The sequence below is a fragment of the Paenibacillus oceani genome, assembly GCF_014705615.1.
In the GTDB taxonomy this organism is placed as follows: Bacteria; Bacillota; Bacilli; order Paenibacillales; family NBRC-103111; genus Paenibacillus_AB; species Paenibacillus_AB oceani.
In genome coordinates, this window is the sequence record NZ_JACXJA010000071.1 from 1 (window position 1) to 23991 (window position 23991).

The window sequence follows — 23991 nt, forward strand, 5'->3', positions numbered from 1 at the left end:
AGGTCAAGGCGGCCAAGGCGGAGGCCGTCCATACGGCGACCGTCCGCAAGGTCAAGGCGGCCAAGGCGGAGGCCGTCCATACGGCGACCGCCCGCAAGGCGGAGGCAGACCGCAAGGCCAGGGCGGCCAAGGCGGAGGCAGACCGCAAAGCACTACCACTACTCCACCGATGGCTACTGGCCGTCCGCAGCAGACGCGCACGGACCGTGACCGCGGCTACCAGGACCGGGATCGCGCTGGAACGCTCAAAAATGCGGACCCGCGCTTTAACAAAGCGGAAGTCATCCGGACGACCGTTGAGGATTTGGATGATATTACCGTAGCGCAAGGGGTTAAAACTTCGAAGAAACCGAAGTCTCCCCAAGGCAACAACCGTGGCGGCAACAATTCCCGCGGCGGCAAAGGCGGCAAAGGAAGATACCAGCCGGAGCCGGTTCGTAAGGAAAAGATCGACAACACGCCGAAGAAGATTATCGTACGCGGTACGATGACGGTTGGAGAATTGTGCAAATCGCTCCATAAGGATGCATCTGAAGTTATCAAAAAGCTGCTCTTCCTCGGGGTTATGGCTACGATCAACCAGGAGCTCGATCTGGAGACGATCCAATTGGTCGCAAACGAGTTCAAGGTTGAAGTGGAAATCAAGCTGCCAGTCGAAGAAGACAACTTCGAAACGATCGAAGAGAAGGACGAACCGGCTGATCTGATCGAACGTCCGGCGGTCGTTACGATTATGGGTCACGTCGACCACGGCAAGACGACGCTGCTGGACGCCATTCGCCAAACGAACGTGTCCGAAGGCGAAGCCGGCGGTATTACCCAGCATATCGGGGCGTACCAGGTCGAGATCAACAACAAAAAAATTACGTTCCTCGACACTCCGGGTCACGAAGCGTTCACATCGATGCGCGCCCGCGGTGCTCAAGTTACAGATATTACGATTATTGTCGTAGCGGCCGACGACGGCGTTATGCCGCAGACGGTAGAAGCGATTAGCCATGCGAAAGCGGCGAACGTGCCGATTATCGTTGCGGTTAATAAAATCGACAAGCCGGATTCGAATCCGGATAAAATCAAGCAGGAGCTCACCGAGTACAATCTGGTGCCGGAGGAGTGGGGCGGAGATACCATTTTCGCGAACATTTCGGCCAAGCAAAGAATCGGTCTGGAAGAGCTGCTTGAGATGATCCTGCTCGTTGCCGAAGTTCAGGAGTTTAAAGCGAACCCGAACAAACGGGCTAGAGGTACTGTAATCGAAGCCGAACTGGATAAAGGGAAAGGGCCGGTTGCGCGGATTCTCGTTCAGCACGGTACGCTTAAAATCGGCGATGCATTCGTAGCCGGCAACTGCTTCGGACGCGTCCGGGCGATGGTGAACGACAGAGGCCGCCGCTTGAAAGAAGCCGGACCGTCGACCCCTGTCGAGATTACCGGCTTGACAGAAGTGCCGCAAGCGGGCGATCCGTTCATGGCATTCGAGGACGAGCGCAAAGCAAGAGCGATTGCCGAGAGACGGATGACGTCCCACCGTCAGACTACAATGGGCGCGAACAGCCGAGTAACGCTGGACGATCTGTACAAACATATTAAGGATGGCGAGATCAAAGATCTCAATGTCATCATTAAAGGCGACGTACAAGGGTCCGTCGAGGCGCTTAAAGGCTCGCTCGAGAAAATCGAAGTGGAAGGCGTACGCGTCAAAATTATCCACAACGGCGTCGGTGCGGTTACCGAATCCGACATTATTCTCGCTTCGGCTTCGAATGCGATCATTATCGGATTTAACGTTCGTCCGGAGCCTGCCGCGATGGCGACCGCGGAGCAGGAGAAAGTGGATATCCGTCTGCACAGCATCATCTACAAAGTAATCGAAGAAATCGAACATGCGATGAAAGGTATGCTGGACCCGGTATACAAAGAAGTCGTAATCGGTCAAGCCGAAGTTCGCAATATTTTCAAAGTGAGCAAAATCGGTACGATCGCCGGCTGTATGATCATCTCGGGCAAAATTACAAGAGCGGCGGAGCTTCGCCTCGTTCGCGGCGGCATCGTCGTATTCACAGGCAAAGTCGACTCCCTGAAGCGGTTTAAGGATGACGTCCGTGAAGTGGCGCAAGGTTACGAATGCGGTATTTCCATCGAGAAGTATAACGACATCCGAGAAGGGGACATTATTGAAGCGTTCGTGATGGAAACCGTAGAAAGGTGATGACGGATGGCAAAAGTACGTGTCGGCCGTGTCGGCGAACAAATTAAAAAAGAGCTGAGCCAGATTTTGCAAGCGGAGTTGAAAGATCCCCGCGTCGGTTTTATAACCGTAACGGGGGTCGATGTGACGAACGATCTGTCTCAGGCCAAAGTATACTTGAGCGTAATGGGCACGGATCAGCAAAAGGAAGATTCGCTTAAAGCGATCGAAAAGGCTACCGGATTTATCCGGTCCGAGCTCGGCAAGCGGATCCGGCTGCGCATTACACCGGAGCTTTTGTTTCAGTTCGATACGTCGATTGAATACGGCAGCCGGATCGACGCGCTGCTGAACCAAATCAACAAAGGGAATCCGGACGCATGACGGACTCCCGCCGCAATCGACCGTATGAACAGCAATTGGCGGCCGCACGGAAGTTCATCGAGGACAACGACCGGTTTCTGGTCGTTGCCCATGTGAACCCTGATGGCGACGCCGCCAGCTCTACGTCCGCAGTCGGATGGATGCTGGAGCGGCTCGGCAAACGGTTTGTGCTGGTCAACGAAGGAACGATGCCCAAAAAGTTTGATTTTTTGTGGGGATTCGAGCGTATGCTTGCGCTGGACGAGCTTCCGTCCGAAGAGCGGTATACGTGCATTATCAGCGTGGATTGCGCGGATGAAGCAAGGATCGGCCAAGTCAAGGAACGGTTTGCGGCGGACGCGAAGCTGCTGAATATCGACCATCATCCGACGAACGATTCCTTCGGCGACGTTCAGCTGATCCGCGAAGATGCCGCGGCAACCGTCGAGATCCTGTACGACTTGGCCGGTACGCTGCGGCTGCCTGTCGAGGGGGAGCTCGCTGCCGCGATTTACTGCGGATTGCTGACGGATACCGGCGGATTCCGCTACTCGAATACGACACCCAAGGTCATGCGGATCGCAGCGGAGCTTCTTGCCGGCGGGGTGGAAGGACATCGTCTGGCCGAGCTGGTGCTCGAGAAGATTACGTATGCTCATATCACCGTGTTAAAGCAGGCTTTAAACACATTATCGTTTAACGAAGACCGTCAGATCAGCTGGATTACCGTCTCCCAGGACGATATTCGGTTGACGGGGGCGACCTCGGAGGACATGGACGGGCTCATCTTGTATCCGCGCAATATAGAAGGAGTCGAGGTCGGGCTTCTCTTTAAGCAGACCGATGAGCAGACGGTCAAAGTCAGCTTCCGCTCCAACGGCAAAGCGGACGTGGCCGCCATCGCCCAGCGTTTCGGCGGCGGCGGCCATGTCCGTGCATCCGGCTGTACGCTGAAAGGCGGGCTGCAGGAAGTCGTGGAGCGAGTCGTAAAGGAAGTAGGACAATCGCTGCGATGAACTATGAAGGCGTATTGCCGGTTCACAAACCGGCGGGATTTACCTCGCACGACGTGGTGGCCAAGCTCAGAAGAATTGTCGGGATGAAGCGGATCGGGCATACCGGTACGCTGGACCCGCAAGTAACCGGCGTACTGCCGCTATGTCTGGGCCGTGCCACCCGATTCGTTGAATATATACAGGAGCTTCCGAAGCAATATGAAGCGGAGCTCACGTTCGGAATCAGCACGGATACCGAAGACTGGACCGGAGAGACGATCGAGCGGCTGGAGCCCGGCAGCATCAAGCTGTCGGAGACGGAGGTCCGTTCGGCGCTCGATTCGTTTACCGGTACGATCGATCAAATTCCCCCCATGTATTCCGCCGTCAAAGTCGGAGGCAAAAAGTTGTACGAATTGGCGCGGGAAGGGAAAGAGATCGAGCGAAAATCGAGAAAAGTCGACATTTATAAAATGGAGACGCTTGCTCTTGACCTGGAAACGGACTATCCGAAGGTTCGTTTTCGCGTGTTATGCTCAAAAGGCACTTATATCCGTACGTTATGCGTCGATATAGGGAAGGCGCTCGGTTATCCGGCCGTCATGACACAGCTCGTCCGCAGCTCCACCGGCTCGATTACGCTCGACGGGTGCTTCACCCTGGAGCAGATCGAAGAAAAGCACCGGTCGGGGGAACTGTCGTCTCTGCTTATTCCGGCAGACCGTCTCGTTACGCAGTTGCCTTCGGTTACGGTAACGACAAGCGGGGCGAGACATGCGGCGCAAGGCAAATCGCTTCCGATTCCGGACGGGCCGCTTCATTCGCAGCCAGATGAGCTTGTCAAGGTATACGATCCGGACGGCGTGTTTATCGGAATATTCAAGGCAGACGGGGAGAGCGGGATGCTGCGTCCGGAGAAAGTGTTCGCAAGCCAGGTCCAGGCGAGTGCCCAAGTAGCAGGTGAGAACTGACATGCAATCCATAAAGTTATTCTATCCGATCCCGAATCCGCTTCCCGGAAGTCCAAGTAGCGGACAAGTACTGGCGATCGGCGATTTCGACGGTCTGCACCTGGGTCATCGCGAGGTGGTCAGCCGGGCTGCAGAAACGGCGCGAAAGCTTGGAGCGCCTGCGGCGGTTATGACGTTTCATCCGCATCCGCGAGAGGTTTTAGGCCAGGACAAGTACGTCCGGCACCTCACGCCGGTGCGCGAGAAGCTTGAGCTTTTCGAGCAGGCCGGAGTGAACACCGCTTATCTCGTCCGTTTTGACGTCCCGTTCTCGCACATCACCCCTTCGCAGTTTGTGGAAGAAGTGTTGATCCCGCTTCGGGTGAATACGGTTGTGGTCGGCTTCGATTTCAAATTCGGTCACAAAGGAAGCGGCAATCCGGACATGATGTGCGAGCTCGCCGCGGGCCGCTTTGCTGTTGAAGTGGTGCGCCCTTATTGTATGGACGGAATCAAAGTCAGCAGTACGCTTATCCGGGAACATCTGGAGCGGGGAGAGGTCGGCCGGGTGCAGCAGTTGCTTGGCCGTTCCTACGCCATGACCGGGACCGTCATTCACGGGGCGGCGAGAGGCAGACAGATCGGATTTCCGACGGCGAATATCGAACTGGATGATTTGTATGTCATCCCTTCAAACGGCGTATATGCGATCCGGCTTGAACTTGGAGGCGAAAGTTTCGCCGGCGTTATGAACATCGGAACGAAACCGACGTTTGAAGATACGGACACGCGGACGCTCGAAGCGCATCTGTTCGATTTCTCCCGGACGATTTACGGAGAAGCCGTCAAGGTAGAACTGATCGAGTTCATCCGATACGAGCAAAAATTCAGTTCCATCGATGAATTGATCGCCCAAATCGGCCGGGATGTCGAGCAAGCGAAGCGAATTACGGGACATTGCGCGGAAAAAGCCGAGAACGGCGTTAAATAATCGCCTCCGGCATTTACTTTGCATTTGCAATTGTGCTATACTAAGTTTCGTTGCTTAGGCGAAAGCTTGGCAGCGATTCAGGAACCTTGGCTCGGTTGGCCGATCTCACCGTCGTCTTCTGGGCTAACGGCGATTGTTTATATGAAGATAGGGAGGTGAACGGAAATGGCATTGACTCAAGAACGCAAAACGCAACTGATTCAAGATTACAAAACTCACGAATCCGACACGGGGTCTCCGGAAGTGCAAATCGCGATTCTGACTGAGAACATCGTAAACTTGACGAATCACCTGCGCACGCACAAGAAAGACCACCATTCCCGTCGTGGACTGCTTAAGATGGTCGGTCAACGTCGTAAACTGCTGGCTTACTTGAAAAACAAAGAAGTTAGCCGTTACGCAGCATTGATCGAACGTCTCGGACTTCGCAGATAATGGTTACGGACAAAGCAACCTGCCGGCTAGGCCGCGCGGTTGTTTTTTTCTACAATCCATACAGGCGGGGGTTCCCCCGAAAGCCCGGAATCGGTTTGTTGTTTTCCGCGCCTTCGGGGGAATTTTCGTGCGCAAGAAGGAAATACTAGACTCTATGCAGAATAAAGGAAATGTCGCTACCAAAACTTACATACGAGCAGGAGGGAGTACATGGAAAAACAGGTGCGCATGGACCTAGGAGGCCGACCGCTGTCGCTTGAAACCGGCCGGCTGGCCAAACAGGCGAACGGCGCTGTGCTTGTCCGTTACGGTGAAACCGTCGTACTATGCACAGTCACGGCTTCGAGCGAGCCGAAAGATCTTGACTTTTTTCCATTGACGGTGAATTACGAAGAAAGATTGTATGCCGTCGGTAAAATTCCGGGTGGATTTATTAAGCGGGAAGGACGTCCGAGCGAGAAGGCGATTTTGGCCGGCAGGCTGACCGACCGTACGATTCGCCCCTTGTTTGCGGAAGGATTCCGCAACGACGTTCAGATCGTCGCGATGGTTATGAGCGTAGACCAGGACTGTCCGCCGGAAATTGCGGCGATGATCGGTACTTCGGCGGCGCTGACGGTATCCGACGTTCCGTTTAACGGCCCGATCGGCGGCGTTATCGTAGGCCGCATCGACGGTCAATTCATCATCAATCCGGACAGCAGCCAGGAAGACAAAAGCGACATGCACGTTGTCGTCGCGGGTACGAAGGATGCAATCATGATGGTGGAAGCGGAAGCGAACGAGATTCCGGAGGAGCACATCCTCGAAGCGATCATGTTCGGTCACGAGGAAATCAAAAAAATCGTAGCCGTCCAAGAACAATTCGCAGCAGAAGCGGGCAAGCCGAAGAAGGAAGTGAAGCTGCACGCCGTGAACGAGTCGGTGAATAGCGATGTTCGGGCGTTTGCGAGCGCGCGTCTTGTGGAAGCGATCCGTATTCCGGAGAAGCATGCGCGTCAGGATGCGATCGATGCGATTAATGCCGAAGCGGTCGACCATTTCGCGTCGCAATATGCGGAAGAGCCGGAGAAGCTGAAGGATGTTAAGGAAGTGCTGTACGATATCGTCAAAGAAGAAGTGCGCCGTCTGATCACGCATGATAAAGTGCGGCCTGACGGACGCGCGCCGGAAGAAATCCGTCCGATCGAATGCGATACGGCTTTGCTTCCTCGTACACACGGTTCCGGCCTGTTTACGCGCGGTCAAACCCAGGCTTTAAGCATTTGTACGCTGGGTGCGCTTGGCGATGTGCAAATTTTGGACGGGCTTGATCTGGAAGATTCGAAACGTTTTATGCATCATTACAACTTCCCGCCGTTCAGCGTAGGCGAGGCCAGACCGCTCCGCGCTCCGGGACGCCGCGAAATCGGCCATGGTGCACTTGGTGAACGCGCGCTGGCCAAAGTATTGCCGGCGGAATCCGAATTCCCGTATACGATTCGTCTTGTATCCGAAGTTCTCGAGTCGAACGGCTCTACTTCGCAGGCGAGCATATGTGCGAGCACACTCGCGATGATGGATGCGGGCGTACCTATCAAAGCCCCGGTTGCAGGCGTAGCGATGGGTCTGATCAAGGACGGCGAACATTTCTCGATTTTGACCGACATTCAAGGGATGGAAGACCATCTCGGAGACATGGACTTTAAAGTTGCGGGTACGGCGGCTGGAGTTACCGCGATCCAGATGGATATCAAAATCGACGGAATCGACCGTGAGATCTTGAATCAAGCGTTGGGGCAGGCGAAGGAAGGCCGGATGTTCATTCTTGGCAAAATGCTTGAAGCGATTCAAGAACCGCGAAAAAATCTTTCACCTTATGCGCCGAAAATCGTCATCATGCACATCAATCCGGACAAAATCCGTGATGTCATCGGTGCGGGCGGCAAAATCATCAACAAAATCATTGAAGAAACCGGCGTAAAAATCGATATCGAGCAAGACGGTACTGTATTTATCGCCTCTTCGAATGCCGAGATGAACGAGAAAGCCAAATCGATCATCGAAGGAATCGTCAAGGAAGTTGTTATAGGCGAGACGTACCTCGGTACGGTCAAGCGGATCGAGAAATTCGGCGCGTTTGTTGAAATTTTGCCGGGTAAGGACGGGCTTGTCCATATCTCGCAAATCTCGACGGAACGAGTAGCCAAAGTGGAAGACGTCTTGAAGATCGGCGATCAAATCACGGTTAAAGTAACCGAGATCGATAATCAGGGCCGCGTTAATTTGTCCCGCAAAGCAACGCTGACCACTCCGCAGGTACCGGCGCAAAGCTGATCGGCTGCGCCTCCTGCGCCTCTAGCGCAGGGCTGAAGATGCGGTTTTCTTCCAAGCGAAGCAAGATAATCGAATAACCCGAAGGAGCTTCGAACCGAAGCTTCTCTGAACAAAGAGCCAGAGCAGTCTGTCTCTTTTTTTATTGCTGCCGAACATATAAATGAGCTAAGCGAGACAGCTGTACAGCGTTTATTTACTGGACAGGGAAGAGGTATAGCCATTAGGGGCCTCACTTTTGGCGGGAATATCTTGTCCCTGTTACTTGGACATATCCAGGGCACGTTCGTCATAAGCTGGTACAAATCGGACGGATCGGGGTAGATATATGCAAAAGTATAAATGGCTATTTGTCGGAGGGGCGCTTGGTCTGGTCACTTGGGGTCTCGTGCAATCAAGCAGCATGGACGCTTTCGTCGCATCGTTGGACGAGCGCTCCGGAACCGCATACCGTCAGGTCGACCCGCTGGAAGGGTTTCATATGACGACGAGCACTTCGACGTCGCCGATATCGGGCGAACAGCTTATGGAACGCATCAGAGCGGAAGCGGATACCTACAAGGAAGCTCCGATCGATGCCAAAGTGGACCGGGTGTGGAAGGCGATCCCGGGGCTGAACGGGGTCGAGGTCGATATCGAACAAACGTTCAATCAGGCCAGGGGCAAAGACGTAAGCGGCGGTATTCCGCTCGTATTCAAACCGATCCCGCCTGCCGTAACCTTGAAGGATTTGGGCCCGCATCCCGTCTATAAAGGCAATCCTAACAAGCCGATGGCATCCCTGATGATCAACGTGGCCTGGGGGAACGAATTTATTGAACCGATGCTGGACGTTCTGGAGAAAGAGGACGTCAAGGCCACCTTTTTCTTTGACGGTTCCTGGCTGAGTAAAAATATCGATGTGGCGAAGCTGATTCAGAAGAAAGGGCACGAGTTGTCCAACCATGCGTATTCGCACAAAGATATGAGCAAGCTCGGCAGGGAAGAGACGGTCAAAGAGATCAGCCGGACACAAGAATTGTTAAAGGAACAATTAGGGGTGGACAATGTATTGTTCGCTCCGCCGTCCGGGGATTTCAGCGATTTGACGGTGAAAGTGGCGTTCGAGATGAATTTGCAGACGATATTGTGGACGCTGGACACGGTCGACTGGCAGAAGCCTTCCTCGGATTCCATCGTTCGCAAGATCGGCTCGCGCGTCGAGCCGGGTTCGCTGATCCTGATGCATCCCACCGCTTCGTCCTCCGGAGCGCTTTCCGGCATGATCCAAGAAATCAAGCGAAAAGGTCTCGTGCTGGGAACGGTCTCGGAACTAATCTCTCCGGAGCGAATACCAAAGGTTGAGCGCAACATTAATTTTTGATAAGATCATGGGAGTAAAGAATGTAGAGATTAGATCGGAACGCCTGCCCGTTCCCGAATTGCAACATAACCTGCCGGCCGCTTAAGACGCGGTCGTGCTACCAACGAGGCGCCAGCCGTACTTACGTTCTATCGGACCCCGGCACATGATGCAGCAATCGATCTACTACGTTTCCATATTAAGGGGGAGCCCCATCTTGATCAAAAAGACGCTGAGCAACGGTTTGCGGGTCGTCATGGAACAAATCCCGACCTACCGTTCCGTATCGTTCGGAGTATGGGTAAAGACCGGGTCGCGTTATGAAGACGGACCGAACAACGGAATTTCCCATTTTATCGAACACATGCTGTTTAAAGGAACGGAGCGGTATACGGCTAAAGATATCGCAGAAATTTTCGACGGGATCGGCGGCAACGTAAACGCCTTTACGGCGAAGGAGTACACGTGTTATTATGCGAAAGTTCTCGATACGCATCTGCCTATCGCCGTGGATGTGCTTTCCGACATGTTCTTCAATTCGAAGTTCGATCAAGCCGAGCTCGATAAGGAGCGGAACGTCATCCTGGAAGAAATCTCGATGTACGACGATACGCCGGACGATCTGGTTCACGACCTGATTGCAAAAGCCGCGTACGGCGATCATGCGCTCGCCTATTCGATTCTCGGCACGGAAGCCAACTTGAAGGCAATTCAGCCCGCTCATCTGCGGCAGTATATGAAGGAACATTACTCGATTCCCAATACAGTCATCGGAATGGCTGGAAATATCGACGACAGCGTTACCGATTTGCTGGAGAAGCATTTCGGATCGTTTCACAATAAGGGGACCGCTTATGAGCTGGACGTTCCCCAATTTGTCGGCCAATCTTTATTTCACGCCAAAAAAACCGAACAAAATCATATCTGTCTCGCATTGCCGGGCTGCTCGCTGCACGATCCGATGCTGTACCCGATGATTCTGCTTAACAATATGATCGGCGGCGGAATGAGCTCGTACTTGTTCCAGGAAATTCGCGAGAAGCGCGGGCTTGCTTATTCGGTCTATTCGTACCATACGGCGCATGTCGACAGCGGCATGTTTACCATTTATATGGGGACGGCGCCGAAGCAGACCCAGGAAGTGCTGAATGTTACGATGGAAGTGCTGCGAGGCGTCGCGCAGAACGGTTTGTCCGACGAGGAGCTTCGCAAAGGAAAAGAGCAACTGAAAGGAAGCTTTATTCTAAGTCTGGAGAGCACGAGCAGCCGGATGAACCGACTCGGTAAAAACGAGCTCATGTTCGGCAAACATTACACGCTTGATGAAATTTTGGCCCGAATTGATTCCGTCTCGCAGGAAGATATCCGTACGCTGGTCAACCGGCTGTTCGGACAACCCTTCGCCTTGGCGATGGTCGGCAAATCGGACAAACCGATCCAGTCGTTCAGGAGGGATTCCCTTGTCATACCTAGTTAATGTCAAACGCCAACCCGGCTGCGAAGACGTACAGCTGCCTCAGAAAATGTCCGAGCTAGCCAGCGGCTTTGATCTGTATGCCGCCGTAGCCGAACCGGTAACGCTTCAGCCAGGGGAGCGGTCTCTTATACCGACCGGCATCGCCATTGCTATGCCGCCGGAACTCGAAGCGCAAATTCGTCCGCGCAGCGGACTTGCCTATAAGCACGGCATCACATGCCTGAATACGCCGGGAACGATCGATGCGGACTATCGCGGGGAAATTAAAGTGTTGCTGATTAATCTTGGACAAGTACCGTTTACAATCGAACGGAACGAAAGGATCGCCCAAATGGTGTTTCAGACCGTGCCCGCTGTCAAGCTGGAAGTGGTGGACGATCTGGACGATACGGCGCGCGGGGCCGGGGGATTCGGTCATACCGGAACAAAATAACGGATTGCAGATGTAACGATCGTCGCTCCTGATCAAGGAAGCGGCGATTTTTTTTGTTGGCGGGGGGTGGAAGGGTGTAACGTCAGTAGGCAGCTTGGGCTGTAACCCATTCCTGTGTCCGCGCATAAGATGTTCTATACTTGCGGCACGAAAGGGGTGTAAATATGCTGACCGGCATTCAAGTCACCTTGATCGGCGGGGATGCGCGCCAATTGGAAGTGATTCATAAGTTTTCTGAGCTGGACGCGTCCGTCACCCTGATCGGATTTGACAACTTGCAGCATCTGCACAGTGGAGTTACAAGATCGGCCCTAACGGTAGAAGCGTTGGAAAAATCCGACGCGGTCATTTTACCGGTAGTGGGAACTGACGATAACGGTGTTGTCGATTCGATTTTCTCGACGTCCGAACTTTTATTGGCCGATGAACATATCGCGGCGCTGCCCAAGCATGCGAAAGTGTACACCGGTATGGCAAAGCGTTATTTGAAGGAGCTGTGCTCCAAGCAGGGCATCGAACTGGTCGAACTGCTGGACAGAGACGATGTGGCGATCTACAATTCGATTCCGACGGCGGAAGGCGCCCTGATGATGGCGATTCAGAACACGGATATTACGATCCACGGTTCGATCTGTATGGTGCTCGGAATCGGACGGACCGGGATGACGATGGCGCGGACGTTGAAGGGACTAGGCGCTACCGTCAAGGTGGGAATCCGCAAACCGGAGCATTTTGCACGAGCGTGGGAGATGGGTTTTACCCCGTTTTACTTGTCTGAATTGTCACATCAGGTGACGAATATCGACTTGCTTTTTAATACGATTCCGACTATGATAGTCACAGCGCAGATTATTGCCAACATTCCGCACCGCGCGGTCATTATCGACCTTGCGTCGAAGCCTGGCGGGACCGATTTTCGATTCGCCGAAAAACGGGGCGTGAAGGCAATGCTCGCACCCGGACTTCCCGGAATCGTCGCACCGAAAACAGCTGGACGCATCATTGCGAACACCGTAAGTCAGCTGATCATGGATGACGTATACTCCGGGAGGAATGCGTGATGGAATGGAATGGGAAAACGGTCGGCTTCGCCTTGACCGGGTCGCATTGTACGTTTGCCGAAACGATGCCGCATATTCAACGATTCGTTGATGCGGGCGCGAAGGTCGTACCGATTGCGTCCAATACTTTAATGACGACAGATACCCGATTTGGCACATCGGAAAATTGGCAGAAACAATTGAAAGAAATAACCGGAAACGAGATTATCTCTTCGATTGTCGATGCCGAACCTCTGGGTCCGTCGAAGCTGCTGGATGTTATGCTGATTGCCCCTTGTACGGGCAATACGACGAGCCGGCTCGCCAATGCGATGACGGACAGCGCGGTTCTGATGGCCGCCAAAGCGCAAATGCGCAACCAAAGGCCGCTAGTGCTTGCGATATCCACCAATGACGGACTTGGATTAAACGCAACGAATATTGCCAAGCTGCTGGTCGCCAAAAATATTTATTTCGTTCCGTTCGGTCAGGACAATCCCGTGCAGAAACCGAATTCGCTTGTGGCGCGCATGGATCTGATTATGGATACGTGTGCGGCTGCGCTGCAGGGCAAACAGTTGCAACCGTTATTGATCGAAAGGTTCCAGGACATTATTTCTTGATCATCCTGTCTTCCTATCACTACCCAAGGAGAGAAATCAGGTCATGTCGAGCCAAAAACGATTCAATGTCGCCGTAGTCGGATCTACCGGTGCGGTAGGCGAGCAAATTATCCGCCTGCTGGACGAACGTAACTTCCCGCTTCATGAACTGAAACTGCTCTCGTCCGCGCGTTCCGCCGGAAAGAAGGTCCGGTTCAAAGAACGTGAGATTACGATCGAGGAAGCGACTCCGGAAAGTTTTGAAGGAATCGACATCGCTTTGTTCAGCGCGGGCGGAGACGTCAGCCGCGAGCTCATTCCTCATGCGGTAGACCATGGAGCGGTATGTATCGATAATACTAGCGCATACCGGATGGACCCGGATACCCCGCTTATCGTCCCGGAAGTCAATATCGATAAAATCAGCGATCATCGGGGCATTATCGCCAATCCGAACTGTTCGACGATCCAGATGGTGGCCGCCTTGAAACCGCTGTACGATCGATATGGCATCTCGCGCATTATCGTTTCGACGTATCAGGCCGTATCGGGGGCCGGAGCGAAAGCGATTCAGGAAATGCTGCGCCAGTCCAAGGAAGTGCTGGAAGGCCGCGAGGCGGCTCCGGAGCTTTTACCGGTTGGTTCTTTGCCGGTTAAACATCAAATCGCTTTTAATGCCATTCCGCAAATCGACAAGTTTACGGAAAACGGCTTTACTTATGAAGAAATGAAAATGATCAACGAAACGAAAAAAATGTTGGATGACGAATCGCTTGAGGTAACGGCTACCTGTGTCCGTATTCCGGTTGTGTACGGTCACTCGGAGTCGGTTTATGTCGAACTTAAAAGCGATTTTGACGTGGAACAAGTAAAATCGCTTCTTGCCGCCGCTCCGGGAATCGTACTGCAGGACAACTTGCAACTGCAGCAGTACCCGCTCGCTACGGAAGCGGCCGGCAAGCTCGACACATTCGTTGGCCGCGTTCGCCGCGATCTCTCCAATCCGCGTGGGCTGAACCTATGGATCGTGTCCGACAATTTATTGAAGGGCGCAGCTTGGAATGCGGTGCAGATTGCCGAATACATCGCCATCGAGCAGCATTAATGAAATAAATATGGAATACCGAAGCGAAATGTTTCGATCTGTCTGTAAGCAGATCGAAACATTTCCGGCTTGGAGGGAAACCAATGCGCATATTGGTGCAGAAGTTCGGCGGAACTTCCCTCTCCGACGCCCGAGCCAGAAGCCATGCCATTCGGCATATCAGGCGAGCCTTAGCCGAATCGTTCCACTTGGTCGTAGTCGTATCCGCAATGGGCAGAAAAGGGGAACCTTACGCCACCGATTCATTGCTAGAGCTAGCCCGCAGTAATGGAAATTGCCTGCCCGCAAGGGAAAGGGATCTGTTAATGCACTGCGGCGAGATTATATCCGCAGCCGTATTATGCAGTCTGTTGGAAGCGGAAAACGTATCGTCCGTCGTATATACAGGAGCACAAGCCGGAATTCGGACGAACGATCGGTTCGGCGACGCCCGGATCGATTCCATTCAGCCGTCCCGGATCGTTCAGGCATTGTCCGAAAACAGAGTGGTCATCGTCCCCGGTTTTCAAGGGGAGACGGCCCAGGGCGATATTACGACACTCGGAAGAGGCGGCAGTGATACGACGGCTACGGCACTGGGCTCAGCGCTGCGAGCCGAACGGGTCGATATTTTTACCGACGTTGAAGGCGTGTTTACGGCGGACCCGAGGATCGTATCCGAGGCCAAGCCTATCGATAAAGTCACTTATGCCGAAATATGCAATATGGCTTATCAAGGCGCCAAAGTGATTCATCCGCGTGCCGTCGAGATCGCCATGGAAGCCGGCGTACCGATCCGGGTACGGTCGACGTTCTCTGAAGACGAAGGGACGCTTGTCACCCGGGCAGCCGAGACCGAGCTGTCGGATCGGAGGCTCCGGGACCGGTTCGTTACAGGGATCGCCCATGTCGCTCCGGTGACCCAGATCAAGGTTGCCGCGCAGGACGGACAATATGACTTGTCTCTGAACGTGTTCAAGGCGATGGCGTCGAATCAGATCAGCGTTGATTTTATTAACGTGAACGTGTCCGGCGTCACCTACACCGTATTTGAACACGAGGCCGGACGTGCGCTCGACGTTCTGGGCAAGATGGGATATTCGCCCGAGTTCGTTACCGGATGCGCGAAAGTGTCCGTAATCGGCGGAGGTATGAACGGCGTTCCGGGAGTGATGGCGAGAATTGTCGAGTCCTTGACGGAGCGTGACATTCCGATTTTGCAATCGGCGGATTCGACCGCGACGATCTGGGTTCTTGTGAAAGAAACGGATATGGTTCAGGCGATCCAAGCTCTGCACCACGCTTTTATGCTTGATAAACCTTAAGTGTTCTTAGTATGCTTGAGATGCCAGCTTTGCTGAAGCAAAGCTTTGTAGATGCTTACGATGCCAACTTTGCTAAAGCAAAGTTCTGTTGATGCTTACGATGCCAACTTTGCTAAAGCAAAGTTCTTAGGAGGAATATAAAGTGAACTTCGGAAGAGTCATTACCGCCATGGTGACCCCGTTCGATTCCGAGCTTCGAGTTGATTGGAATCAAGCGAGACGTCTGGTCGATTTTTTGATTGAAGAACAGAAGTCCGACAGTCTGGTGGTATGCGGAACTACGGGCGAATCCCCGACCTTGACGGAGGAAGAGAAGCTGGAGTTGTTCCGTCTGGCTGTTGATCAAGCGAAGGGACGCTGCAAAATTATTGCGGGAACCGGCAGCTACGACACGGCCCATACGATTCATCTAACCCGCGAAGCGGAAAAAGCGGGCGTTGATGGGGTTTTGCTTGTCGCCCCTTATTACAATCGCCCATCCCAAGAGGGAATATACGAACATTTCAAAGCGGCTGCTCAAGCGACGAAGCTGCCGGTCATGCTGTACAACATTCCGTCCCGTACGGGCATCACCGTGTCGGCCGCAACAACCTTGAAGCTGACGCAACTACCGAACGTAGTGGCTACGAAAGAAGCGCATTCGGATTTCGATCTGATCTCGGAATTGACGGCCAATGCGCCGGAAAGCTTCCGTGTATACAGCGGCGACGATATTCTCACTCTCCCTATGCTATCCGTAGGCGCTTACGGGATCGTCAGCGTTGCCAGTCATGTGATCGGCAAAGAGATGCAGGAGATGGTAGGAGCTTACGTCGAAGGAAATGTGTCGAAAGCTGCACAATTGCATGCGAAGCTGCGCCCCGTCTTCGGCGGTTTGTTCAACTGTCCGCATCGCGTGCCGAATCCGGTACCGGTCAAGTATGCGCTCAGCCTGTTTGGCATGCCGGTGGGCGAAGTTCGGCTGCCGCTCGTGTCTGCGACAGAGGATGAGCAGCGTTTCATTCGCGCGTTGTTCCAATAAATGTTCGAAAGTTCGACCGGTGCCGGTAGGCATCGGATTTTTTATATGTCGTAAAGTTCAAGTTTTTTACTGTGCTAAAGGGTAGGGAAGAATTCTCTTTGCTTAGCCTTTATGAACGTATGCTACTCAGGTTCGATGACTAACGAATCGTATCGTGCATATGGCTGGAAAACGACATTTTTCCAGACGTAACGAATCCAAGTATCGTTATCGAACCGAAAGTGGGAAAAACGATCCGATTTGCGGGAATAGCAATTCAAGAGTTCGTTACAAGTTCAAACGTCCCCATTCGGCTCTGATAACGAATGCTAGGTTCGTTAGCCATACCGCCGCATGAAGACCTCACGGCTGAGGGCGAGCGCTGGACGAAGGTACCCCATTCCCTTCCACGCGCATACGTAAGGTTTCACGTCAAAGGACCCTCCGGACGTTTTTCGGTCGGTTTTTCTTATTTTGGGGTACAATAAATATCCAACTGAAAGGTGCCGCTCCAGGCTGCCCGGCCACGTCCGATTCTTGCCCGTCCGGCCTCCCGCACGGCTTGCGGCACTCCCCGTTGTATTCGTTTTCGCCCGACTTGTATTCCGCCATCCGGTTCATGTATAATAAATGACAAGTGACTGGTTCGGGTTATCTTTGGTTCGGGAATATAAAGATCGTCGTCAATATAAATTTAGGAGGTATAGTCTTGTCTAAGAAAAATATAGATAAATTATCGATTTTCGCTCTGGGCGGCGTGGGCGAAATCGGCAAAAATATGTATGTCGTGCAATATGCTAACGACATCGTCGTTATCGATTCCGGTTTAAAGTTCCCGGAGGAGGATATGCTCGGCATTGATATCGTTATCCCCGATATCTCTTATTTAACGGAGAACCGCGATAAAGTCAGAGGGATCTTGATTACGCACGGCCATGAGGACCATATCGGCGGTTTGCCTTATGTACTCAAACATTTGAACGTACCCGTGTATGGGACGAAGCTTACGCTCGGACTGATCGAAGGCAAGCTGAAGGAAGCGAATCTGCTCGGTGAAACGAAACGAATTCTGATTAACTCGGATTCGGAAGTGCAGCTCGGCGCAATTAAAGCTACATTCTTCAGAGTGAATCACAGCATACCGGATTCGGTAGGCGTCTGCCTGGATACGCCCGAAGGGCTCGTCGTTCATACCGGCGATTTCAAATTTGACCAGACTCCGGTCAACCAGCAATATGCCGATTTGCATAAGATGGCAGCGATCGGCAGCCGGGGCGTTTTGGCGCTTTTATCGGATAGCACGAATGCGGAGCGTCCGGGCTTTACGGGCTCCGAACGTACGGTCGGCATCGAACTGGAGGAAGTGTTCCGCAAGGCGAAGCAGCGCGTAGTCGTAGCCACTTTTGCTTCGAACGTGCATCGCCTCCAGCAAGTAGTCGACGCGGCGGAAGCAACCCGCCGGAAGCTGACGGTAATCGGAAGAAGCATGGTCAACGTCGTAAACATTGCAAGCGAACTCGGCTATTTAAATATTCCGGACGGCATGCTGATTGAGCCGGAAGAAGTGAACAAGCTTGCCGCAGACCGGGTCGTCATCTTGTCTACAGGCAGCCAAGGCGAGCCTATGTCCGCGCTTACGCGGATGGCGCGCGCCAATCACCGCAAGGTAGACATTTTGCCTGGGGATACCGTCGTGATCGCGGCGACACCGATCCCCGGCAACGAGCGGTATGTTGGACGGACCGTCGACGAATTGTTCCGTATCGGAGCAAACGTAATTTACGGTCCGGGATCGGTTTCCGGAGTACACGTTTCGGGACACGGCAGCCAAGAAGAGCTGAAGCTGATGCTGAACATGATGAAGCCGAAGTATTTCATTCCGATTCACGGCGAATACCGGATGCTCCGTCAGCACGCTTTGCTTGCGGAATCGGTAGGCATTGATCGGGAAGATATTTTCATCGTGGATATTGGCGATACGATCGAAATTCAAAGCGGCGTCGCCCGGAGAGGGCCTCGCGTTTCCTGCGGAAACGTGCTTATCGACGGTCTTGGCGTCGGAGACGTGGGGAACATCGTACTCCGCGACCGGAAGCTGCTGTCGCAGGACGGAATTTTGGTTGTCGTCGTAACGCTCAGCAAGCAGGACGGTACGATCTTGTCCGGCCCCGATATTATTTCCAGAGGATTCGTGTACGTTCGCGAATCTGAAGGATTACTCGACGAAGCGAACCGTATTGTCAGCAGCACGTTGAACCGGCTGATGGTAGAGAATGTAAACGAATGGGCTTCGCTCAAAACCCATGTAAAAGATGCGCTTGGACGATTTTTATATGAACAAACCCGAAGAAGACCAATGATTTTGCCGATCATTATGGAAGTGTAATGACACGACAGATCTAGTCACTGAACCCGAAGATACCCGAAACACGAATTTTTCGAAGCTATTCCGGCTTAAGACGGAATGGCTTTTCTTTTTTTTGTTCAACGGCTTCGATTGCAGGCAGACTCCGCAACAACAAGGTATTTTTTCCTTCGGATAAAAATCCCGGACCCAATCATACTATGAAGGACACGATAAGGGAGGGTTCGCCATGCCGGAAAAGCCGATAAATGAGCAAGAGCAGCCGGACGTAGCCGAAGAGAAAAGAAGAAGTGCGACGGTCGAGACGATCCAGCAATTAGGGCAGACGACGACGCCTGCCGGGGCAGAATCGAATATTTATTGTATGACGATCATCGGACAAGTAGAAGGGCATCTCGTGCTGCCGCCGCAAAATAAAACGACCAAATACGAGCATCTGATCCCGCAACTGGTCGCGGCGGAACAAAATCCGAAGATTGAAGGCATTCTGATCATATTAAATACCGTCGGCGGCGATGTGGAGGCCGGACTTGCGATAGCGGAAATGATAACGTCGATGTCCAAACCTACAGTAACCCTAGTGCTCGGCGGGGGACATAGTATCGGCGTTCCGATCGCGGTTTCGTCCAACTATTCCTTAATCGCGGAAACGGCGACGATGACGATTCATCCGATCCGACTGAACGGACTCGTGATTGGAGTTCCGCAAACGTTCGAGTATTTGGACAAAATGCAGGAACGGGTTCTCCGCTTCATCACAAGTCATTCCAACATTACAGAACACAAGCTCAAAGAGTTAATGTTCAAAACCGGCGAGCTTACGCGCGACATCGGGACGACCGTGATCGGAATCGATGCGGTCAAGTACGGGCTGATCGATGCGGTCGGAGGCGTCGGTGAGGCGATCCGGCAATTAAATATGCGAATCGATCAATATCGCAGCATGAAAGGAAGGATCGTACAATGATCTTATACACGGAAGTTCCACTCGATACCGTGTTGGACGGCTTGAATGATTCCCGCCCCGCTTCCCAGGAAGTGACCGTCGGCGGTGTTTTGATGCAAGTGGAAGCCGTCTCGCCCTTCCAAGGAAAGATTGTCCGCCTGTTATCGCCGGACCCGATGCATTATTTAAATCCCGCTTACGCCCCCGGGCAATTGATCGAATTTAAACCGGTTTGAGACCGCCGGATAAGGAGCGCGTTATTATGCGTTTCTTTTTTTTGTGCGAACAAGTGTTTTTATTTGCGCCGTTTTTTGGAAAGTATGATATAATAGCTACCGGAGAAGTTGTCTGATCCGTCTTGATTGCTTGTCCGCGGAGGGATCTTTTTGGCGTTGTCAGGATTTCGACGATGACCGCTTGCTAGCTGCTGCCATCTGATGCTGATATACGGAGGTGTGGACACTGGCCAAAAGAAGAAAAAAGAGCGGCTCGCTCTCGACACAGCTGAAGTTCGAATTGTACGGCATCCTGATCCTCATCTTCTCGGTAATCGCTTTGTCTCACGAAGGCTCCGTCGCGAGGTCGCTCATGTATTTGTTTCGATTTTTCCTCGGAGTGCTCGATTGGGTCGTGCCGGTCATTTTCGTATACATAGGGTTGTATGTGATGATTCGCAGAAATTGGCCGCGCGGCTGGACGGCGCGCAAGTCGGGATTTTTGCTCGTGATTCTCGGCTTCCTGATCATGAACCATATTACGATGTTTCAATTGCTTAGTCCGAACGGGGACCAGCTCTCCTCCTCGTGGATCGTAAGCCAGACCTGGGCCAGCTTGATCGACGGGCTAAGCCCGCAAAATGAAGCGGTGCTTGCCAATCAGGTGGGAGGCGGCATGGTCGGGGCCGTTCTGTACGCTTGCCTGTACTTTTTGTTCGATAATCTCGGGGCCCGGCTGATCGAGTACGCTTTATTCGCGATCGGCTTCGTGCTGATCACCGGTATCTCCTATGTCGATCTCGGAAGCAAGGCCAAGCGTCTGTTCCGCGGCAGCGGAGGCCGGCTGCGGGATACGTTCTCGCATATGTTCGAGCTGCTCAAAAGCCCGGAGAAACCGAAGCCGGTTCGTACCCGCAAGGCGGTCAGGCCGCAAATTCCGCTGGACGACGATTTCGACGACGAGATTACCGGACCTGTCGTGATCCGGGAGAAGAAAAAGCCGGTCTTCTTCCAAATGCTGCAGCGCAAGCAAACCGCACCTGCAGGACCGGATATCGACGAGGAGGATGACGGGCAGATCGTATATTCGGCCAATGGGAAAGAAGACGGGAACGTTCACAAGCCGGACTATGATGACGATATGGATAACCGCGGGATGGAGGCGGATTCCTCGATTCCGTTAATCCGCGATTTTCAGGAGCATATTGCGGAGCAAGAAACGCCGGAGCGGCTTCCTCCAGCCATCCAGCAGCCCCCGGCGCTGCCGCAGCCTGCCGTCACGGCCATGCAGCCTCCTTCCAATCAGATCAAGATCAAACTGCCGGTGGAGGCAGACGGGGACGGAGATATGACCTTCCACAAAGAACCGGAGCGGCCTCCGGCCAAGCCTTACGAGCTGCCGGCTTTCTCGCTGCTTGCCAAGCCGAGCGGTTCGGGCAAAGGAGGGGACTCCGTCGACTTCAAGACGATCGCCCGCAAGCTGGAAACGACGCTCGAAAGCTTCGGAGTCCGCACGAAAGTGCTGGAGGTGGTCAGAGGGCCGTCGGTCACCCGTTATGAGATTCAGCCGGATGTCGGCGTCAAAGTAAGCAAGGTTGTCAGCTTAACCGATGATATCGCGCTTGCGCTGGCTGCCAAGGATATCCGGATGGAAGCGCCGATACCCGGCAAATCAGCGATCGGCATCGAGGTTCCGAACCCGGAAATCGCCGTCGTTACGATGCGGGAAGTGATGGAGAGTCCGGTGTTCCAGGAATCGGCCTCGAAGCTGTCGATCGCTTTCGGCCGCGACATTTCCGGACAAGCGATCGTCGGCAATCTGGCCAAGATGCCTCACTTGCTCGTAGCGGGAGCGACAGGCTCCGGGAAGTCGGTCTGTATCAACGGGATCATAACGAGCATTTTGTACAAAGCGAAGCCGGACGAAGTGAAGTTTCTGATGATCGACCCGAAGATGGTCGAGCTGAATATGTACAACGGCATACCGCATTTGCTCGCACCGGTCGTAACCGATCCGAGAAGAGCGTCGCTGGCGTTGAAAAAAATCGTAGGCGAGATGGAGAAACGGTACGACCTGTTCTCCAAGTTCGGCACTCGGAATATCGAAGGTTATAACACGATGCCTGAGGAGAAAAGGGAAGGCGAGCCGCTGCCGTATATCGTCGTGATTCTGGACGAGCTCGCCGACCTGATGATGGTCGCCGCAAGCGATGTCGAGGATTCGATCTGCCGCCTCGCCCAGAAAGCGCGCGCCGCAGGCATCCATCTGATTATCGCGACCCAGCGGCCATCCGTAGATGTTATTACCGGTCTGATCAAGGCCAACATTCCTTCGCGGATCGCATTCGGCGTATCGTCGCAGGTGGACTCCAGAACGATTCTCGATATGGCGGGAGCGGAAAAGCTGCTCGGCCGCGGGGATATGCTGTTCCTGCCGGTCGGCGCATCCAAGCCGATTCGCGTGCAGGGAGCGTTTCTGTCCGACCAGGAGGTCGAGTCCGTCGTTACGTTCTGCAAAACCCAGGAGGAAGCGATCTACCGGGAAGAAATGGTTCCCGAGGTGGAAGAAGCGTCGGCGGAAGAGGAGCAGGTCGAGGATGAGTTGTACGATCAAGCGGTCCAGATCGTGCTTGAAGCCAAGCAGGCCTCGGTCTCGCTGCTGCAACGGCGGATGCGCGTAGGTTATACGCGGGCGGCCCGGCTGATCGACTCGATGGAGGCCAAAGGGATCGTCGGTCCTTATGAAGGCAGCAAGCCGAGAGAAGTGCTCGTCTCCTTGGAGCAGTACCAGCACAGCCGCATATCGTCCTAGATGCAAGAGTGCTGTTCTCCTAAGTCGTTTTGCGATTTTGTAAGCCCCGCTTAGACCGAGTTTCCGTAAGTAAAAGGACCTCAGCCTCCACGTGACAGTGGAAGCCTGAGGTCCTTTCGTTTGGATCACCGGGACGTTTTTAGACTCCTTTCATTGCATAATCCGGCACCAGCTTTGTCATAATAAGGCGTGAATCCGACTGCAATATGACAAAGGGAAGGTAGACGGACATGAACAAGCGACTTGTGGTCATAACGATATGTACCGTATTGTTTTTGCTGGCAGGCATGCAAATCAAGAGCAAATACTACTCTGAACAAACGTTCGGGAACTGGGAGATTCGGTACGGCGCCAAAGGAGGCGACGTCTACGAGCTTCAGGGCAGACTGAAAATGCTCGGGTATTACCATGGCGATGTGGACGGCGACTTTGGCTACAGTACGCTGCAAGCGGTCAAAAACTTTCAGTACAAATTCGGAATGAAGGTAGACGGCCTGGTCGGCAGCAAGACCAAATTAAAACTGTGGGAAGCGACGAAGGAATGGTCGCCGGACCGCACTCCCCGCAAGGGCGCGGAACAAGCGGCTCCGGCAGCGCCGGCTCCGGGGGCGGCGGCCGGAGGCGGTGCTGGTGCAGGCGCCGGACAAAAGCTGCCCAGCTCGAACAATCTCGGCTTGTCTGAGCAGGACCTGAACCTGATGGCAAACGCCGTATACGGGGAAGCAAGAGGTGAGCCGTATGTCGGGCAGATTGCCGTAGCCGCCGTTATTTTAAACCGGGTCCGGTCGGCGAGTTTTCCGAATACCGTATCAGGCGTTATTTTCCAGCCGGGGGCGTTTACGGCGGTAGCGGACGGACAGATCTGGCTAACACCGAACGATACAGCCAAAAAAGCGGTACAGGACGCTTTGAACGGCTACGATCCTTCCGGCGGGTGCCTCTATTACTTCAACCCAGAGACCGCCACCTCCAAATGGATTTGGACACGGGTGCAGGTCAAAAAAATCGGCAAACATATCTTTTGCAACTAGTACTCTCTCAAATCTAATAGTATAGGTTGGATGAATATGGTATAGTTGTGCCAAAAAGAGGAATCCATAGATGCAACCTATTAA

The 23991-nt window shown here is 53.4% G+C and carries 20 protein-coding genes; all 20 read left to right on the plus strand.

What is annotated here, in order from left to right; translation table 11 throughout:
- Positions 1–2209, plus strand: a 2209-nt coding sequence (gene infB / locus IDH45_RS33005; protein WP_190932416.1) for a translation initiation factor IF-2, incomplete at its 5' end; no start/stop codon positions are given.
- Positions 2210–2215: 6 nt separating this feature from the next.
- The gene (rbfA, locus tag IDH45_RS33010; protein ID WP_190932417.1) at positions 2216–2572 is read left to right on the plus strand and encodes a 30S ribosome-binding factor RbfA; all 357 of its coding nucleotides are present in this window, start codon (positions 2216–2218) and stop codon (positions 2570–2572) included.
- Positions 2569–3567 carry a DHH family phosphoesterase gene (locus tag IDH45_RS33015; RefSeq protein WP_190932418.1) on the plus strand — a complete coding sequence of 333 codons (999 nt, stop codon included), beginning with the start codon at positions 2569–2571 and terminating at the stop codon, positions 3565–3567. The genes rbfA and IDH45_RS33015 overlap by 4 nt, the downstream gene beginning before the upstream one ends.
- Positions 3564–4517, plus strand: coding sequence for a tRNA pseudouridine(55) synthase TruB (gene truB, locus IDH45_RS33020; RefSeq protein ID WP_190932419.1), 954 nt, complete (start codon positions 3564–3566; stop codon positions 4515–4517). The genes IDH45_RS33015 and truB overlap by 4 nt, the downstream gene beginning before the upstream one ends.
- 1 nt (position 4518) lies before the next feature.
- Positions 4519–5487: a bifunctional riboflavin kinase/FAD synthetase gene (locus IDH45_RS33025; protein ID WP_190932420.1), complete on the plus strand. Its 969-nt coding sequence runs from the start codon at positions 4519–4521 to the stop codon at positions 5485–5487.
- A 165-nt stretch (positions 5488–5652) separates the two neighbouring features.
- The gene (gene rpsO, locus IDH45_RS33030) at positions 5653–5922 is read left to right on the plus strand and encodes a 30S ribosomal protein S15 (protein ID WP_190932421.1); all 270 of its coding nucleotides are present in this window, start codon (positions 5653–5655) and stop codon (positions 5920–5922) included.
- 210 nt (positions 5923–6132) lie between these two features.
- On the plus strand, positions 6133–8238 hold the full coding sequence (gene pnp / locus IDH45_RS33035) for a polyribonucleotide nucleotidyltransferase (RefSeq protein WP_190932422.1): 2106 nt from the start codon (positions 6133–6135) through the stop codon (positions 8236–8238).
- Between the two features lie 325 nt (positions 8239–8563).
- Positions 8564–9598: a polysaccharide deacetylase family protein gene (locus IDH45_RS33040; protein WP_190932423.1), complete on the plus strand. Its 1035-nt coding sequence runs from the start codon at positions 8564–8566 to the stop codon at positions 9596–9598.
- Between the two features lie 235 nt (positions 9599–9833).
- A complete protein-coding gene (locus IDH45_RS33045; protein WP_223837244.1) occupies positions 9834–11054 on the plus strand; it encodes a M16 family metallopeptidase in 1221 nt (406 codons plus the stop codon).
- Positions 11038–11487, plus strand: coding sequence for a dUTP diphosphatase (gene dut, locus IDH45_RS33050; RefSeq protein ID WP_223837242.1), 450 nt, complete (start codon positions 11038–11040; stop codon positions 11485–11487). The genes IDH45_RS33045 and dut overlap by 17 nt, the downstream gene beginning before the upstream one ends.
- A 164-nt stretch (positions 11488–11651) precedes the next feature.
- Entirely contained in the window at positions 11652–12548 is an 897-nt protein-coding gene (dpsA, locus tag IDH45_RS33055; RefSeq protein ID WP_190932425.1) for a dipicolinate synthase subunit DpsA, read from the plus strand.
- On the plus strand, positions 12548–13150 hold the full coding sequence (locus IDH45_RS33060; protein WP_190932426.1) for a dipicolinate synthase subunit B: 603 nt from the start codon (positions 12548–12550) through the stop codon (positions 13148–13150). The genes dpsA and IDH45_RS33060 overlap by 1 nt, the downstream gene beginning before the upstream one ends.
- Positions 13151–13193: 43 nt before the next feature.
- Positions 13194–14234 (plus strand): aspartate-semialdehyde dehydrogenase, encoded by a 1041-nt coding sequence (locus IDH45_RS33065; protein WP_190932427.1) that lies wholly within the window; start codon positions 13194–13196, stop codon positions 14232–14234.
- A gap of 83 nt (positions 14235–14317) precedes the next feature.
- On the plus strand, positions 14318–15538 hold the full coding sequence (gene dapG / locus IDH45_RS33070) for an aspartate kinase (RefSeq protein ID WP_190932428.1): 1221 nt from the start codon (positions 14318–14320) through the stop codon (positions 15536–15538).
- A gap of 142 nt (positions 15539–15680) precedes the next feature.
- Positions 15681–16559 carry a 4-hydroxy-tetrahydrodipicolinate synthase gene (gene dapA, locus IDH45_RS33075; RefSeq protein ID WP_190932429.1) on the plus strand — a complete coding sequence of 293 codons (879 nt, stop codon included), beginning with the start codon at positions 15681–15683 and terminating at the stop codon, positions 16557–16559.
- Between the two features lie 688 nt (positions 16560–17247).
- Positions 17248–18924 carry a ribonuclease J gene (locus IDH45_RS33080; protein ID WP_190932430.1) on the plus strand — a complete coding sequence of 559 codons (1677 nt, stop codon included), beginning with the start codon at positions 17248–17250 and terminating at the stop codon, positions 18922–18924.
- 208 nt (positions 18925–19132) lie between these two features.
- Entirely contained in the window at positions 19133–19870 is a 738-nt protein-coding gene (locus tag IDH45_RS33085) for a ClpP family protease (RefSeq protein ID WP_190932431.1), read from the plus strand.
- The gene (locus IDH45_RS33090) at positions 19867–20085 is read left to right on the plus strand and encodes a YlzJ-like family protein (RefSeq protein ID WP_190932432.1); all 219 of its coding nucleotides are present in this window, start codon (positions 19867–19869) and stop codon (positions 20083–20085) included. Before IDH45_RS33085 ends, IDH45_RS33090 begins: the two co-directional genes overlap by 4 nt.
- A 226-nt stretch (positions 20086–20311) precedes the next feature.
- Positions 20312–22876 (plus strand): FtsK/SpoIIIE family DNA translocase, encoded by a 2565-nt coding sequence (locus IDH45_RS33095; RefSeq protein ID WP_223837246.1) that lies wholly within the window; start codon positions 20312–20314, stop codon positions 22874–22876.
- A gap of 230 nt (positions 22877–23106) precedes the next feature.
- Positions 23107–23907, plus strand: coding sequence for a spore cortex-lytic enzyme (gene sleB, locus IDH45_RS33100; RefSeq protein WP_190932433.1), 801 nt, complete (start codon positions 23107–23109; stop codon positions 23905–23907).
- Positions 23908–23991: the final 84 nt, after the last annotated feature.

Bases quoted from the DNA above. Each gene is read 5' to 3' on its own strand.
- IDH45_RS33090 (WP_190932432.1), top strand. From the start codon at position 19,867: ATGATCTTATACACGGAAGTTCCACTCGATACCGTGTTGGACGGCTTG.
- IDH45_RS33045 (WP_223837244.1), top strand. From the start codon at position 9,834: ATGGAACAAATCCCGACCTACCGTTCCGTATCGTTCGGAGTATGGGTA.
- pnp (WP_190932422.1), top strand. From the start codon at position 6,133: ATGGAAAAACAGGTGCGCATGGACCTAGGAGGCCGACCGCTGTCGCTT.
- IDH45_RS33025 (WP_190932420.1), top strand. From the start codon at position 4,519: ATGCAATCCATAAAGTTATTCTATCCGATCCCGAATCCGCTTCCCGGA.
- IDH45_RS33015 (WP_190932418.1), top strand. From the start codon at position 2,569: ATGACGGACTCCCGCCGCAATCGACCGTATGAACAGCAATTGGCGGCC.
- IDH45_RS33060 (WP_190932426.1), top strand. From the start codon at position 12,548: ATGGAATGGAATGGGAAAACGGTCGGCTTCGCCTTGACCGGGTCGCAT.
- IDH45_RS33085 (WP_190932431.1), top strand. From the start codon at position 19,133: ATGCCGGAAAAGCCGATAAATGAGCAAGAGCAGCCGGACGTAGCCGAA.
- dpsA (WP_190932425.1), top strand. From the start codon at position 11,652: ATGCTGACCGGCATTCAAGTCACCTTGATCGGCGGGGATGCGCGCCAA.
- rbfA (WP_190932417.1), top strand. From the start codon at position 2,216: ATGGCAAAAGTACGTGTCGGCCGTGTCGGCGAACAAATTAAAAAAGAG.
- IDH45_RS33065 (WP_190932427.1), top strand. From the start codon at position 13,194: ATGTCGAGCCAAAAACGATTCAATGTCGCCGTAGTCGGATCTACCGGT.
- sleB (WP_190932433.1), top strand. From the start codon at position 23,107: ATGAACAAGCGACTTGTGGTCATAACGATATGTACCGTATTGTTTTTG.
- rpsO (WP_190932421.1), top strand. From the start codon at position 5,653: ATGGCATTGACTCAAGAACGCAAAACGCAACTGATTCAAGATTACAAA.
- dapG (WP_190932428.1), top strand. From the start codon at position 14,318: ATGCGCATATTGGTGCAGAAGTTCGGCGGAACTTCCCTCTCCGACGCC.
- truB (WP_190932419.1), top strand. From the start codon at position 3,564: ATGAACTATGAAGGCGTATTGCCGGTTCACAAACCGGCGGGATTTACC.
- IDH45_RS33040 (WP_190932423.1), top strand. From the start codon at position 8,564: ATGCAAAAGTATAAATGGCTATTTGTCGGAGGGGCGCTTGGTCTGGTC.